General features: G+C 36.4%; 13 protein-coding genes. 4 read left to right on the top strand and 9 right to left on the bottom strand.

The features are described from left to right. Positions 1-87: 87 nt before the first annotated feature. On the top strand, positions 88-3375 hold the full coding sequence (gene secA, locus HOO91_14510) for a preprotein translocase subunit SecA (GenBank protein ID NOU18765.1): 3288 nt from the start codon (positions 88-90) through the stop codon (positions 3373-3375). A 25-nt stretch (positions 3376-3400) separates the two neighbouring features. Continuing rightward, entirely contained in the window at positions 3401-5194 is a 1794-nt protein-coding gene (locus HOO91_14505) for an arginine--tRNA ligase (GenBank protein NOU18764.1), read from the top strand. 130 nt (positions 5195-5324) lie between these two features. Here the strand turns inward: HOO91_14505 and HOO91_14500 are convergent, their stop codons facing one another. From HOO91_14500 to HOO91_14465, 8 genes are all read right to left on the bottom strand, one after another. Then, positions 5325-5894 (bottom strand): 3'-5' exonuclease, encoded by a 570-nt coding sequence (locus tag HOO91_14500; protein NOU18763.1) that lies wholly within the window; start codon positions 5892-5894, stop codon positions 5325-5327. Positions 5895-6126: 232 nt separating this feature from the next. Beyond that, positions 6127-7104, bottom strand: coding sequence for an adenosine deaminase (add, locus tag HOO91_14495; protein ID NOU18762.1), 978 nt, complete (start codon positions 7102-7104; stop codon positions 6127-6129). A 191-nt stretch (positions 7105-7295) separates the two neighbouring features. Then, positions 7296-7862 carry a pentapeptide repeat-containing protein gene (locus HOO91_14490; GenBank protein NOU18761.1) on the bottom strand — a complete coding sequence of 189 codons (567 nt, stop codon included), beginning with the start codon at positions 7860-7862 and terminating at the stop codon, positions 7296-7298. A 326-nt stretch (positions 7863-8188) separates the two neighbouring features. Continuing rightward, complete coding sequence (locus HOO91_14485) at positions 8189-8662, bottom strand: N-acetyltransferase (GenBank protein ID NOU18760.1); 474 nt, start codon at positions 8660-8662, stop codon at positions 8189-8191. A gap of 40 nt (positions 8663-8702) precedes the next feature. After that, on the bottom strand, positions 8703-9224 hold the full coding sequence (locus HOO91_14480; GenBank protein ID NOU18759.1) for a hypothetical protein: 522 nt from the start codon (positions 9222-9224) through the stop codon (positions 8703-8705). A gap of 41 nt (positions 9225-9265) precedes the next feature. Then, positions 9266-10549, bottom strand: coding sequence for a sugar MFS transporter (locus HOO91_14475; protein NOU18758.1), 1284 nt, complete (start codon positions 10547-10549; stop codon positions 9266-9268). A gap of 112 nt (positions 10550-10661) precedes the next feature. Continuing rightward, positions 10662-11156, bottom strand: coding sequence for a peptide deformylase (locus HOO91_14470; GenBank protein ID NOU18757.1), 495 nt, complete (start codon positions 11154-11156; stop codon positions 10662-10664). 83 nt (positions 11157-11239) lie between these two features. Then, positions 11240-13156, bottom strand: coding sequence for a T9SS type A sorting domain-containing protein (locus HOO91_14465; protein NOU18756.1), 1917 nt, complete (start codon positions 13154-13156; stop codon positions 11240-11242). A gap of 242 nt (positions 13157-13398) precedes the next feature. On the opposite strand from HOO91_14465, the gene HOO91_14460 reads away from it, so the two are divergent. Together HOO91_14460 and HOO91_14455 are read left to right on the top strand one after the other, a co-directional pair. Next, positions 13399-13956, top strand: a complete 558-nt coding sequence (locus HOO91_14460; GenBank protein ID NOU18755.1) for a hypothetical protein — start codon at positions 13399-13401, stop codon at positions 13954-13956. 140 nt (positions 13957-14096) lie between these two features. Further along, positions 14097-15305: an ATP-dependent 6-phosphofructokinase gene (locus HOO91_14455; GenBank protein NOU18754.1), complete on the top strand. Its 1209-nt coding sequence runs from the start codon at positions 14097-14099 to the stop codon at positions 15303-15305. 326 nt (positions 15306-15631) lie between these two features. Here HOO91_14455 and HOO91_14450 read toward each other — a convergent pair whose 3' ends face one another. After that, the gene (locus tag HOO91_14450; GenBank protein NOU18753.1) at positions 15632-16111 is read right to left on the bottom strand and encodes a T9SS type A sorting domain-containing protein; all 480 of its coding nucleotides are present in this window, start codon (positions 16109-16111) and stop codon (positions 15632-15634) included. Positions 16112-16248 lie beyond the last annotated feature (137 nt).

Raw genomic sequence — 16248 nt, 5'->3', positions numbered from 1 at the left:
CTATTTGAGAATGATTAACCTTCTGGCAAATCGAAAAAAACGGTTAAATTTGCTGATTCAAAAAAGTAGTCTAAAAATATCAAGATAATGGGTTTTATAGATGGTATAATTGCTAAGCTCTTTGGTACCAAATCCGCACGCGATTTGAAAGAGTTGATGCCAATAGTTAATCGGATTAAGGAGGCATATCCACGATTTGTTAACCTTAGTAACGATGAACTTCGAAGTGAAACTTCGAGATTAAAGAAAAAGATTAGGGAATATATTTCTGCGGAAGAGAATAAAGTTGCAGAATTGAAGGCTCAAATGGAGACCGAGGGGATTGATTATGAGGAGAAGGAAAAGGTTTACACTGAGGTAGATTCACTTATTAAGCAGATTGATGTTAAGATAGAAGAGATTCTTAACGAAATTCTACCGGAGGCATTTTCAATCGTTAAGGAAACCGCTCGTCGCTTTAAGGAAAACGAGACAATTGTTGTAACTGCGAATGACTTTGATAGAGATCTTGCCGCTAAAAAAGATTTTGTTACCATCGAGGGCGATAAGGCAATCTATAAAAACCGCTGGATGGCTGGCGGAAATGAGGTTGTTTGGGACATGGTTCACTATGATGTTCAGCTTTTGGGAGGTGTTGTACTGCATCAAGGAAAGATATCGGAGATGGGAACAGGTGAGGGTAAAACCCTTGTTGCAACATTACCCGTATTCTTAAATGCTTTGGCAGGTAAAGGTGTTCACTTGGTAACTGTTAACGATTATTTGGCTCGTCGTGACTCGGAGTGGATGGGCCCAATTTATGAATTCAATGGCTTGTCTGTTGATTGTATTGATAAGCATCAACCCAACTCGGAGCAACGTCGTAGGGCTTACCTAGCGGATATTACCTTTGGAACTAATAACGAGTATGGTTTCGATTATCTCCGCGATAACATGGCCATTTCGCCTGAAGATCTTGTTCAGCGCAAGCATCACTATGCAATTGTTGATGAGGTCGACTCTGTACTTATTGATGATGCTCGTACACCATTAATTATCTCTGGTCCTGTGCCTAAAGGAGATGATCAGATGTTTGACGAGTATAAACCAAAGGTTGAAAAGTTAGTAAGTGCACAGCGTAATTACGTAACCCAACTTCTTGCTGATGCTAAAAAGCTAATATCAGAGGAAAAAACTGAAGAAGGAGGAAAACTGCTTCTCAGAGCACATAAAGGGATGCCAAAGTATAAGCCACTTATTAAATTCTTAAGTGAGCAGGGTATGAAAGCTCTTCTTCTTAAAACGGAGAACTTTTATATGTCGGACAATAACAAAAACATGCATGTTGTTACTGATGACCTTTTCTTTGTTATTGACGAAAAGTTAAACTCAGTTGAGCTCACCGATAAGGGTATTGATTTAATTACCAGTTCTTCGGAAGATTCAAAGTTCTTTGTTCTTCCCGATTTTGGTAGCGAAGTAGCAGAACTTGAGAAGAGTAGTTTAAGCCCTGCGGAAAGATTAGAAGCAAAAGAGACTATACTAAGGGACTATTCAATAAAATCGGAACGTGTACATACCGTTCATCAGTTGCTGAAAGCCTACGCCATGTTCGAGAAGGATATTGAGTATGTGGTGATGGATAACAAGGTTAAAATTGTAGATGAGCAAACAGGTCGTATTCTTGAGGGACGACGTTATTCCGATGGTTTGCATCAGGCTATTGAGGCTAAAGAGAAGGTAAAGGTTGAGGCTGCCACGCAGACTTTTGCAACCATTACACTTCAGAATTACTTTAGGATGTACCATAAACTAGCCGGTATGACAGGTACTGCTGAGACTGAAGCTGGTGAATTCTGGACAATCTATAAACTTGATGTTGTTGTAGTACCCACAAATCGTCCAGTAGTTCGTAAGGATATGGAAGATTTGGTTTATAAAACCAAGCGTGAAAAATACAACGCCGTTATTGATGAAATTGTAAGTCTAACAAATAATAATCGTCCTGTTCTTGTTGGTACAACATCCGTTGAGATTTCGGAGTTATTAAGCCGAATGCTCAAAATAAAGGGTGTTAAGCATAACGTTTTGAATGCTAAACTTCACCAACGTGAGGCTGATATTGTTGCTGAAGCAGGTAGACCTAAAACTGTTACCATTGCTACAAATATGGCTGGTCGTGGTACTGATATCAAGTTAACACCCGAGGTACGTGCTGCTGGTGGTTTGGCTATTATTGGTACTGAGCGTCACGAATCACGTCGTGTTGACCGTCAGCTTCGAGGTCGTGCTGGTCGTCAGGGAGATCCAGGTACTTCGCAATTCTTTGTATCGCTTGAAGATGAATTGATGAGACTTTTTGGCTCCGATCGTATTGCTAAGATTATGGATAGACTGGGCCTAAAAGAGGGTGAGGTTATCCAACACTCAATGATATCAAAATCGATTGAACGTGCTCAGAAAAAGGTTGAAGAGAACAACTTTGGTACTCGTAAACGTTTGCTCGAGTACGATGATGTAATGAACTCACAACGTGAGGTTATCTACACACGTCGTCGTCATGCTCTGTTTGGCGAACGTGTAGATGTTGATGTGGCAAATATGCTATACGATGTTTGTCAGGCAGTTGTAAATGATAATCATGGAATCGCTTCGTATGAAGATTTTAATTTAGATCTTATTAGAAATCTTTCCATTGAAGTTCCTATTGATGAGAAAGAATATCTCCAGATAAACGCAAGTGACTTAACCGATAGTATTTATAAATCGGCATTAGCTTCGTATAAACATAAATCTGCAACTATTGCAAATCAAGCTTATCCTGTTATAAAAGAGGTATATGAGAAGCAGTCGGCATTATATGAAAATATTGTAGTTCCAATTTCCGATGGTCAAAAGGTTTATCAAATTGTAACAAACCTTAAAAAATCATACGAATCGGGAGGAAAAGAGCTTACTCGCTCATTCAGCCAATCCATTAGTTTAATGACTGTTGATGATTATTGGAAAGAGCATTTACGTGAAATGGATGAACTTAAGCAGAGCGTTCAGAACGCAACTTATGAGCAAAAGGATCCTCTATTAATCTATAAATTCGAAGCGTACCAACTATTCAAAATAATGCTCGATAAGATGAATAGGGATGTTGCATCAATTCTGGTTAAAGCGTTTATTCCTACAAGGGATCCAAGTCAGGTTCAGGAAGCTCGTCAACATCGTAAACTCGATATGAGCAAGTATGAGACAAGCCGCACCGATGCCTTAAATGCAGGTTCAAATACTCAGGAACAACGTCATGAACCTATCCGTGTTGAGAAAAAAGTTGGTCGTAATGATCCTTGTCCTTGCGGAAGCGGTAAAAAGTACAAGGCTTGTCATGGTAGGAATGAAGCGTGAGTTTAACTAGATACTAAAGACAAAAATGTCTACAGAATTATTTCTTCAAAATGAAGCAAAAATAGCAGTTGAGAAGTTATATGGTGTGATTGCTGACGCTTCGCAGCTGCAAATACAGAAAACACGAAAGGAATTTGAAGGCGACTATACCTTGGTCGCCTTTCCTTTGCTTAAAATATCAAAGAAAAATCCAGAGGCAACTTCTCAGGAAATTGGTCAATATCTGGTTGATAATTGTAAGCAGATTGTTCGTTTCAATGTAATAAAGGGATTTCTTAACCTTTCGATGTCCAATGAATATTGGGCAGAAACCCTTACCAATATCTCCCTGACCAGTGATTATGGCTTTTTGCCATTGGGTGCATCGGGGAGGAGCGTGATGGTTGAATTTTCATCGCCTAATACCAATAAACCCCTTCACTTGGGTCATATTAGGAATAACCTACTTGGTTTTTCGGTTTCCAGAATCCTCGAAAAGAATGGTAATAACGTTAAAAGGGTGAACCTTGTTAACGATAGAGGTATTCATATCTGTAAATCGATGCTGGCATGGCAGAAGTTTGGTAATGGTGCAACCCCAGAATCATTGGGAAAGAAAGGCGATCATTTTGTTGGCGACTACTATGTTCGATTCGATAGGGAGTATAAATTGCAGATTGAAGATTTAAAATCGAAAGGGTTATCGGATGAGGAGGCAAGAACCAAAGCACCTTTAATGCTTGAGGCTCAGGAGATGCTCCGCAAGTGGGAGGCTAAAGATCCTGTGATTTATGCATTGTGGGAGAGGATGAATGGTTGGGTGTACGATGGATTTGAAAAAACCTACAAAGCGCTTGGAATTAGCTTTGATAAAACATATCACGAATCACAGACTTATCTCTTAGGAAAAGCAACTGTTTTGGAGGGACTCGATAAAGGGGTGTTTAAGCGTAAGGATGATGGATCTATTTGGATTGACCTTACCAATGATGGGCTTGATGAGAAGATTCTAATGCGCTCCGATGGAACATCGGTATATATAACTCAGGATATTGGTACTGCCATTCAACGTTTTGATGAGCATCATCTCGATGAGCATATCTATGTTGTTGGGAACGAGCAGGAGTACCATTTTCAGGTACTTAAGCTGATACTGGCAAAGCTAGGCTATAAATGGAGCGATAACCTGTTTCACCTATCCTACGGGATGGTTCAGCTACCTGAAGGCAAGATGAAATCGCGCGAAGGAACAGTTGTTGATGCCGATGAATTGGTTGAAGAGATGGTTTCAACTGCCCACGATATGTCCGCTGAGCTGGGTAAACTCGATGGTATTGATAGCAATGAGGCTGCCGCAATTAGCCGTATGGTTGGACTTGGTGCGCTTAAATACTTTATTCTTAAAGTTGATCCTAAAAAGAATATGACCTTTAATCCCCGCGAATCAATTGATTTTAATGGGAACACGGGGTCATTTATTCAGTACACCCACGCTCGAATTTGTTCAGTACTTCGCAAAGCGGAGGAGTTGGGTATTAACCTACCAAAAACAATCTCAATGCAAGGTTTTACAGCATTAAAGGAGATTGAACTGATTAAGCTGATAAGCGAATTTCCTACTATTGTGGAGCTGGCAGGGAAGGAGCTAAGCCCATCATTTGTGGCTAACTATGCTTATGAACTTACCAAGGAGTACAACCAGTTCTACCACGATTTCCCAATCCTAAAGGAAGAAAAATTGGATGTTCAAGCTCTACGGTTATCACTTTCCAAAATTGTTGGCGATACCATACGGAAAAGTATGTGGTTGCTTGGAATTGATGTGCCGGAGAAGATGTAGAGAGATTGTTGATTGTAATAAAATGAAAGCCCTTGGTAAGAGGGCTTTTTTGATTTGAAACAATTTCTTTAAGGGCGTTAATGCAAATTAGAAATTTTCTAACCGGTTTTAACAGTTAGAAAACTTCAAACTATATCTTTCCAATTCTCTTTAGCTCCCAAAAACACTTTGCTGTTGCAGTTATATCTACTGCTGCATTATGCGCTTCGTCGAATCCTGTTTTGAATAGTTTGTAGTGTAGCTCCGACAGTTTTGGCCATTTATAACCGTAAGGGCCATTAAGGGCACAAAAATTTGTGGTGCTTTGCATTGTGCATATTTTCTTTTTTGTGGGAATTGAGTTTTGCATTCCAATCCTTAAAAATTCGGCACCTACAATTTTTTCGTCAAAACTCATATTATGCGCAACAAGAACCTCTGCTTTACCAATTAATGAATGAAAGTGTTCTAAAACTTCCTTTAATGATTTACCCTCTTTAAGTGCCCTTTCTGTTGAGATTCCATGAATACGAGATGCATCTGCTGGGATGGTAAATCCTTCGGGTTTAATTATAAAATCACCATCCGAAATTTTGTTACCATTTCCGTCATAGTATAGATATGCTAGTTGTACAAGACGTGGCCAGTTTTTAAGGTCAGTTATAGGTGCTTTCCAATTTTTTGGTAAACCTGTTGTTTCGGTATCAAAGAATAAATACATAAAATAAAGGTTATAAGTCTCAGATTAGGTAAGTTAATATAGTAAGGTATATCTATTATGCTATTCAAAACTAGACAATATATTAGAAAGGAGCAAATGAATGATGTAAAGAAGCTTGTGTAAACAGATTAAATGAACTTTGTTTGGAAACTATATGCTGTAATTGTTTTTATTGTACTTTTTTCTTGATAAAAAAGTACCAAAAAATCAAGAAGATATGCTGTGTCCGTATTTATTTATATGAATTAATTAGCTGTTCAATGTATTTCTCTTTTTTGTGATTATCTAAAAATGAAGCGGAGATAGAATTTATATTACATTTCAGGAAATCGGTTTTCTCCCATCCAAATGCGTTTATCAGATTTTGATATTCATTATTTAATGTTGTATATGTCATGGTTCTACCATCGGTATTTATTCCAACAGAAATGCCTTTTCTATAGAGTTCATTTATGGGATGTTCTTTTAAATTGGGGTAGATTTTAGATTTTAAATTACTGGAAGGGCAAACTTCTAGGTGAATATTTTTTTCAATTAAATAGTTTATTAGTTCGCTATCCTCAATGCTCTTTACCCCATGTCCAATTCTTGATGGATTCAGATTTTTGATTGTTTCCCAAACACTTTCTGGCCCGTTAACTTCACCGGCATGTGCTATTCTATTAACATTATCGAGCATTGCTGATTTATAAATTCCAATATGATTGCCTATTCCGTATTTTATTTCATCGGATGCTAAATCGATTGCAACAACTTTCTTATGCATATTTTTTTTAGCGAGATCGTAAATGAGCTGACTTTGTTCAGGTGAGTATTCCCTAAGGGTTGCTAGGATTAAATTGGCTTCGATTTTATATAATTCCTGACATTCAACTACGGCATCGCTTAATATTTTAACAACCTCTTCGGGAGAAAGCCCTTTTTCCGAGTGTAGTAATGGGCAGAATCGTATTTCGGCATAAATTACGTTGTCGCTCTTAAACTGATCGAATAGATCTGTTATTGCATCTTTTAAATCTATCTCTGTTTGAAGTAATTCTAATTCATTACGTACATAGCTCAAATGATCGGTTAAACTTGAACAGCTATCGCCAGCAACAAAATTCTTAATAAAATCTTCGTGAGATATTTTTTTTCTCTTTGCCACAAAATCATAGCTTAAACAACAGTCCAGGTGAACATGTAATTCAATTTTTGGAAAGTTTTCCATATTCAAAACTTATAATTTCAAAATTGAAAAAATCTTTAAAACGACTTGTCTTTGTTAAATCATATATATCCTTATGCTCAAAAATAGTAATATTAGTAAATCATCAAATGATTATACCAATATTAGAGATAAATTATAGAACATTCCTTTGGACATATACGATAATCCAAGTTGATATTATTTGAACGGATTCACTCTTGAATAATAATATCCAAACCTCGTAAAAGGCCAATAACATCTGGCATTGAGAATTTGGTCTTTTTGAGCTTATTCAACTCAGGATTTATGGTATAGTTTTGAGAAGTGGAAAAGTCGGCTTTTTCAAGATTTGTCCTATCAAAGAGCGCTTTTTCGAGATCGCAATTAAGAAACTTTGTCGATGTGAGGTTTGTTTCAATAAAATTCGTCTCAATTAGCTTACAGCTATTGAATACTGTATTTTTTAAATCATTCCTGGAGAAGAGAGAGTAGTTCAAAATTGAGTTTTCAAATGATACGGAGAAAAGTAATTTGGAGCATTTACTAAAATCGACCCCAAATAGTTTACAAGCATCAAATTTAACCCTGCTAAGTGTTGTGCTATCGAACTTAGCCATTGTTAGGTTGCATGAGATGAATATACAATCGATAAATTCGGCTATGCCAAAATTAACGTTGGAAAAATCACAGTTTTTGAATGTACAACCAATGTATTTATTGCTATAACCATCGGTAGGTTGAATCTTTTCGAAAACTACATCTTCGAATGTTTTTTTCACGAAAATAAAATTAAGTTAGACATTTACTTATGTCAATTAATTGTTGAATCAATAACTCCACCTTTTAAGGCGAAGGCTGTAATCATTAAATTATCTGGGCTTTAGCCCTTGATTTTAGTTTGTTTATTTCAGCAACTTTCTCAGTTAATTAAATAATTGTATCATTTTATTTTGTAATAGTTAATTTAATTGATGTTGGGCTAAAGCCCTATTCCCCTTTCTCAATCTACTCCGTCTTAAATGGCGGAGTTATTGATTGTGTTTTTTGCCTTTTTTTCTACTCTAAAATTCGCATTATTATATTAAAACAAAACAGAGATATTATACTAATTCCCAACAATTTTACTTCTTCGTTCAAGCAATATGGTATCCCTCCAAGTACCATCAAGCGAGGCAACTCGCTCACGTTTTCCAATAATTCTAAAACCGAATTTTTGATGGAGCTTTAGAGTTGCAGCATTTTCAGGAAATACGCTCGATTGAATAGTCCATATACCATTTTCTTCGGAGGATTTTATGCCTGTTTCCATTAGTTTAGAGCCAATACCTTTCCCTCCATATTTTAAATCGACATAAATGCTCACCTCGGCAACCCCTCTATAAACATAACGAGATGATACTTGAGAAAAGACAATCCATCCTAGAATTAGTCCATCTTCCACATATACAAATCTTGAATGCTTCAGATGCTTTGAGTCCCATTCCTTCCAGCTTGGCACAGATGTTTCGAACGTCGCATTCCTCGTTTCAATACCCATGCTATAAATTTCGAGTACTCTGGAGTCATCGGTATCATTCATTTCTCTAATCACGAGAATGGTATTTAGGATAGTTTGTGGGTTACTTTTTCCTTACACTTTTCCCTTCGATATAGATTTTAAAATCATCGGGTTTTGAAGGTGGAGCAAATTCAAACCGAACATTAACCGAATCCTTATCGATTACAATGTATGAAAGGCGAAATCTGGGAGCATTCTGTATTGCTTCGCTTGTTAACACTATTGAGTTTTCCGAATAGGTTATCGAGTAGTTTATTACATGACCCTCATTATCAAAATAAATTGCTTTTGAGATATTCCCAGTATAATCTGTGTAGATATACATTAAATCGTCATGAACGGAGGCTTTCTTATCGGATGTTGCAGGGAATTCTGTGTGACTCTTGCGTACAAGAATATTTCCATCCAAATCGGTATTAAACGAGAAATATCCACCCCCTTTACCGGGTTGCCCGTTACCTTCGCCAACCCATTCTCCCATCAGAAAATTCCATTTTTCCCATTTACTATTTGGCTGCTGAGCCCAACATAATTGTACAAATAGAATAAGTGCTAAGGCTAGGGAGAATCTTAATTTTTTCATTTTTTATGTTTTAAAACGAACTCAATAACCAAATGTAGGTACTAATTTTTAGCTCTAAGTTTTCTCCAACTTAATATTCTATGCCCGTTTATGCTGTAGTAGAGTATAAACAAGTAGCATGGAATCATAATCCAATATGCCAGTTGGTGTCCAATTGCCTGAATCACCGATAGGCGACCCCAAAGAACCGTAAATACAGCACCTCCGGCAATACCCATAATCAGCAGTGCAGACCCAATTTTTGTGTATTTACCAATACCATGTATTGCTAAAGGCCATATTGCAGGCCACATAAGCGCATTGGCTAAACCAAGTAGTGCGATAAACAAAACTGATGTATAGCCATTTGTGAAAATTGCGCAGAGACTAAAAATAATTCCAGTACCAGCCGAAATGGCTAATGCTCTGGATTGAGATATGAATTTAGGGATTGTTATAATTCCAATAATGTACCCAATTACCATAGCGGCTAACGTAAAAGAGGTGAAGTATCGTGCCTCCGAAAGTGCAATACCCTGCGATTGTCCATACAACGGAAGAGTATCTCCTGCTACTACCTCTACACCAACGTATAAGAAAATTGCAATAACGCCAAGTACAAGATTGGGGTACATGAAAACACTTTTTCTATCCTCCGCAGGTTTTTGATTATCATTTTCATTTTGCTCCATTTCAATTTCTGGAAGTGGCGATAACCTTATCATCAATGCCAGACCTGTGAGGATTATTGCCATGATTATATATGGATTTATAACCCTTGCTGCAATCTCATCAAGCCGAATTGCCCTAGCGGCTGAATCCAACCCTTGGAGTTCCTTGGTAAGAGTATCAGCATCAGAAAGAATTATAGCACCCAATATTATAGGAGCAAGCACACCGGCAACTTTGTTGCAGATACCCATTATGCTAATCCTTTTTGCAGCACTTTCAATAGGCCCAATTATAGTGATATAAGGATTTGATGCTGTTTGAAGTAAAGATAATCCTGTACCAATAACAAATAGCCCTGTTAGGAACAATCCATAGGTACGAGTATTTGCAGCTGGTATAAATATTAATGCTCCAACAGCCATTACTAATAAGCCCACCATCATACCTTTTTTAAACCCTGTAAATCTTAATATCCATGACGATGGTATTGCCATTACAAAATAGGAGATGTAAAATGCGAATGCAACAAATGTAGATTGAAAGGTATTGAGTTCGCAAGCAATTTTAAGGTAAGGAATTAGCGTACCATTTAACCAAGTGGCAAAACCGAATATAAAGAATAGCGCAGCAAGGATAGTAATTGGAACTATTGGTGTTTTGAATTTTTGAGTCATAAAAACTTTTTTAAGGATATTTGAATTGCGATAAAAGTAATTGAAAGGATAGAATTATGCAATTTTGATCTTTCACTATTGTTTTACTTTTTGGGAGATGACTTTAGATCCTTTAAACCTTTACATGACTTTTTAGTGCAAACGAAAATTGATCAACAGCCCTTTGAGTCGCTAGAATTCCATCAAGATGATCGTATTCGTGTTGTATTAGCTCCGAAAGATCATTGCTAAAGGTTAATTTCTGATCTTGCCAATTAGTGTCCTTAAATTTAATTCTACAGCTTTTATATCGATTAACTCTTACTAAAAGATTTGGAAAGCTCATGCAATCATCCCAAACTTCGAACATTTCGGGGCTAAATTGATCTAGAGAGGGGTTAATAAAAACAATAGGTTTATCAATATACATGTAAATAAGCCGCTTCATAATGCCTAATTGTGGAGCGGCAATTGCTCTACCACAATTATATTGCTTTCTAAAATCGATAAGTGTATCGTGCAAATCAACAACTGTGGATTTTACCAAATCGAGTTCATTGATTGAAATCTCTGCTGATTTCTCATAGAGCATTGGATTTCCAAGAGATAGAATTTTTTTTACAGCCATTTGTTTTAATATATTTTGATTATCTCAATTATCATAAGTTGGTTAGTTTTATCATCGTTAGCATTTCGAATAAAGAATTATTACTACCCTTTGACTATCTTCTTTACTGCATATCTATTTCCATCTGAAACTTTTATTATGTAAGTTCCTTTGGGTAACTTCGAAGTATCTATTTCAAAAAATTGGCTGTTGAATGATAGGTTGTAAAGTACTTTTCCAGTTATATCTGTTATGGAAACTTTAATGCTTTGGTAGTCTTGTAGAATAGTGAATTGAATCTTATTGGAAAAGGGGTTTTGATCTATGGTAACCCAGGAATCTGCATCATTTGATTCAATAGAACCAAATTTACATAAGAGCCAACTCAATGGATCAACTTGTAACGATTGAATCTTTGGCGTATCAAAGGTGAAGATTTGTGGATTTTCAGAAATGAAGATTCTTTGCGTTGATGTTGTTTGATCATTAAACTTAAGAACTAAATCCATAGATGTTTTAAACAAGGGCGTTGATAGGTTTGAAGGGATTTGCGAAATGGCAACCCAACTCTGACTCCCAGTGTAACCATATTTGATTGTGAATTCAGGGAAACCATACCCATAATACCACTGGTCGAAAAACCATGTATAGTCCTGACCAGTTAATTCGTTTACAACCGTCTTAAAATCCTCACCTGTTGCGGTTGAATGACCAAAACGATTAAGAAATTGTTTAAGTATTGAATAAAATAAAGAATCGTTATTTATCTCATATCTAAGTATATGGATAATACATGCACCTTTTTTATAGGAGAGTTCGGTACTGAAAATCCTATTCTCATCTGTAGATTCAGCAATTCCAAGGTAAACACTACCATTTGGTTTCAGTTTTGCTCTATAATGAGCAGATTCCATCCATAAATCTGCATTAGCCTGACTGTTAAGATTTTGAAGATTGATATACTCGGCATATGAGGCGAATCCCTCGTTAATCCATATATCTTGCCATGTTTTGCAGGTAACATAATCGCCAAACCACATATGGGCGAGTTCGTGTGCAATTAATCCATTTGAGAAGGAGCCAACAGTTGTCATTGTTTGATGCTCCATGCCACCTCCGAAAGGAGCCATAACATGACCATACTTTTCATTTGAAAAAGGATACATCCCGAAGAGGTTTGAGTACAACTCAATTATTGCCGGAGTACCATCAATTGCGTTTTTGTATATGTCCAAACAGCTACTAACATTGTATACAAAGTTTTGAATTAGCAATGGTTTACCAAGACCAGTTGGATTTGCATAAATATTGTATTCTATGTAATCGGAAATAGTTACTGAAATAAGATAATAGTCAATTGGGTAACGGCACTGCCATTCAAACCTTTTCTTTCCACCTCCAACATCAGCAACATTCTTTAGTAAGCCATTTGAGGCTACTTTAAGGTTTGATGGAACAGTAACGTAGATATCTGCGCTATCTGCCTTATCCGTTAGCGATTGTTTAACTGGAAACCACTCGTAAGCATGAAATGACTCGGATAATGTCCATGTTACTGACATATTCCAGTTCGATGCGACCGTATTTGACCATCCTGCTCCAACAGGTATTCCCGAATATTCCACTTCCACTGTAAAAAGCTCTCCAACTGGAATTGGTATTGGGCAGGTGAAGGAAATCTCATTGTTTACATGGGAGAAGGTTACTACTTGCCCATCAATTTTTACCTGAGAAACTGTAAGTTCGTTTATTAGCTGGATTACGAATTCCGTTAAAGGGGCATTCTCTGCTTTTGCTTTGATAATAACTCTTCCAGAGGAAATTGTACTAGTTAAGTTTGATGCTTCAATATTCAGCCCATAGTACACCACATTATAGGCATCCATTTTTGGATTATAGATTACTGTATTTGACGATTTTAATTTGCTTTGATGCTTACCTGTTTCATAAGTTTCATTTACTTGGCTAAATGCATACAACGTGTAAAAGACAAGAAGAATGAGGATAATACATTTTTTCATTTTTCTATTATTTTATAGCTAAATTAGAAAGAATATCGATTTTAAAGATAAGTATAATTGCACATCAACTAAAAAAATGATTCATATCACCATTGCAATTTTTCTGTAATTATGATATCAGTTTTCTGTTTAAGAATTCTTTACTTGCAATAATAAGGCATTAATTTCATTTTTATTGTATTCAAGTGTTTTTTGCTCAATATTTTAATTATCCATCTTAATATCAATTTAAACTACTCAATATGCATGTAAAAGGAACAGCCGTTAGATCTATTCAAGAGTTTGTTCAAACTCAATACAGCAGCAAGTACGCTGAATGGCTAAAAGCAATGCCGGAGGCATCAAGAGTTATAATGTCCAAACCAGTGTATGTTTCCGATTGGTATTCAGTAAAAGATGCTGCTATAGAGCCAACAATTGCAATAGGTAAGGTTATTTTTAATGGTGATGTTATAAAAGCTGGTTGGGAAACAGGCAGGTATAGCTCAGAATCGGCACTGAAAGGGGTATATAAAATATTTGTTAAGTTGGCAACACCACAGTTCATTATTGCACGTGCAGGTCAAATACTACCCTCGTATTATGATCCTGCTGTTCTTTCAATTAAAGAAACAGGAGCTAAGCATGTAATAATGATTGTAACAAAGTTACCTGTAAACAATGAAGTACTGGAGGCCAGAATTTTTGGGTGGATTCAAAAAGCGCTTGAAATTACTGGATGTAAAAATGTTAAAATATCACCTACAAAATCGATGACAAAAGGGGATTCAATCACTGAATTAATGATAACTTGGAATTAATCTATTAAATTTAAAAGTACAAAGCAGATGAGTATACATCTGCTTTTTTGTTTATTAATTGTTACATTCGTAATATTATTAACATTGACTTTATTAGTTTTATAGCATATCTTTATTCGAATTCATTAAATTATATCAATATGTCAGCAAGTACAAAGAAGAGTAAAGGGGTTATAGCCATACTAACAGGGGGTGGCGATGTACCTGGTTTAAATCCGGCAATTAGAGCAATAACCATTAGAGCATTGCGTGAGGGTTATGAAGTTATTGGGATAAAAAGAGGTTGGGCAGGGATGATTGAAGTCATTAGGGATAAAAAGGTTGATAACAGCAATTGTTTTGAGGAACTAACCGAAGAGAGGGTAAATAAAGCATTCCGAACAGGTGGTACATTTCTTCACACATCAAGGACTAACCCAAGTAAGGTTCTTAAATCATCGGTACCTGATCATTTACAAGATCATTATAATAAAGAGATGAACGATCTTACCCCAGAGGTTCTTAAAAACCTTAATTTTATTGGCATCGATTACTTAATTCCAATTGGGGGCGATGATACGCTTAGCTATGGTGTTAGGCTATACAAGGAGGGTGTAAAGGTGATAGCCATCCCAAAAACGATGGATAATGATGTTCCCGGAACCGACTATTGTATTGGGTTTAGTACTTGTGTTACAAGAACAATCTCATTAACGGATATTCTCCGAACGTCGGCTGGTTCCCACGAACGAATTCTTGTTATGGAAGTATTCGGTCGGTATGCTGGCTTTACTGCGATGATACCTACAATGGCTGGAATCGCAAATAGGTGTGTTATCCCTGAATATAAATTTAATATTGATCGGCTAACAGAGTTACTAATTGAAGATAGAGCCAAGAATCCTAGTAAGTATTCAACTGTGCTGGTATCTGAGGGTGCTATGTTTGAAGGAATGGAGGAGATGTCTTTCCAAGGAACAGAGAAGGATGCCTTTGGTCATGCAAAATTGGGTGGGATAGGAGAGTTGGTATCAAAGCAAATTAAGGAGCTTACTCCAAAATATAACAAGGGTAAAGTAGTTAATATTATTAGCCAGAACTTAGGTTACCTCGTTCGTGGGGGCGAGCCAGATGCTATTGATTCCATTGTTCCAATGGCTTTTGGAAACCTAGCGCTTGATTTAATCCTTAAAGGCATTCATGGTCGCTTGGTTGTTCTTAAAAATGGACGGTACGATAATGTACCAATCGATGTAGTATCGAGCCAAAAAAAGGTTGTAAACATCCAACGTTACTACAATACCGATAGGCTAAGACCTTACTTTAAAAGCTTTGAAATGCAGCCATTGTTTATTATGACTAGTGAATAGTTGAATTAATAGGATTTTGTCTCAGGCGAATTTTTGTTAGTGTTTGAAACACAGGAATTGTAAATCTGAATAAGCGAGACTTATTCGAATATAGTATAATAGACTTTATACAGATTAAGCAACAACTGTTATACCTAAAGTTTTCTCAGAAAATTTAATCCTCGAAAAAGAAGTTAAACCCTAGAGTTCCGAACTTTTTAAAAAGTTCGGAACTCTTATCAAACTCAAAACAGCCTAATCTATATAATGTCTAATATAAGATCCTTCGTTTGCAAATGTAAAAAGACGGCTTAATGGCCGTCTTCTTACATTTAAACTTGAAGTATTTATTCCTTTATGAATTTCTTAGTTTGAGTTTTCCCTTTATCATCCGTAATATTTACAAAGTACAAACCTTTTACTAAAGTAGAAACATTAATGTGTGCTTCACTTTTAAGATTTCCACGCTCAATGGTTTTCCCATAAATATCAACAATGGTATATTGGTTATTACTACTATTTGTAATAATCGTTAAAACATTACTTGCTGGATTTGGATACATATTGAATTCTGATACAGGGTTATCCAAGTTTTCTTCTATTGACTTTGCAATAGCGGTAGTATAAGGAGTCCATTCTATATTATCGATAGTTACTTGTCCTGAGGTTGAATTAACTTGAACAAATTTAAGTGTAACAGCACCAGCAATATTTACTGTAATTATACCTGAGTTAGCAGGTACATTTACAGTACCACCGGTGATGGTTTTTACAAGTGTACTATTAACATAAACATATAGATTTACTGATGTAGTAAATGCCCGCATCCAATCAAATTTCAATGTACCTACACCACCTTGGATAGTTCCTGATGTAACATAGCTTAGTGGTGTTCTGCCCTTTCCTAGGGTTGGAGCCGAGCCTGTTATAGCAATATCGCCTCTGGCACCATTGTACGACCACG

This window comes from Bacteroidales bacterium (genome assembly GCA_013141385.1).
GTDB lineage: Bacteria > Bacteroidota > Bacteroidia > Bacteroidales > Tenuifilaceae > UBA8529.
This window is presented reverse-complemented; position numbering and strand designations above follow the sequence as displayed.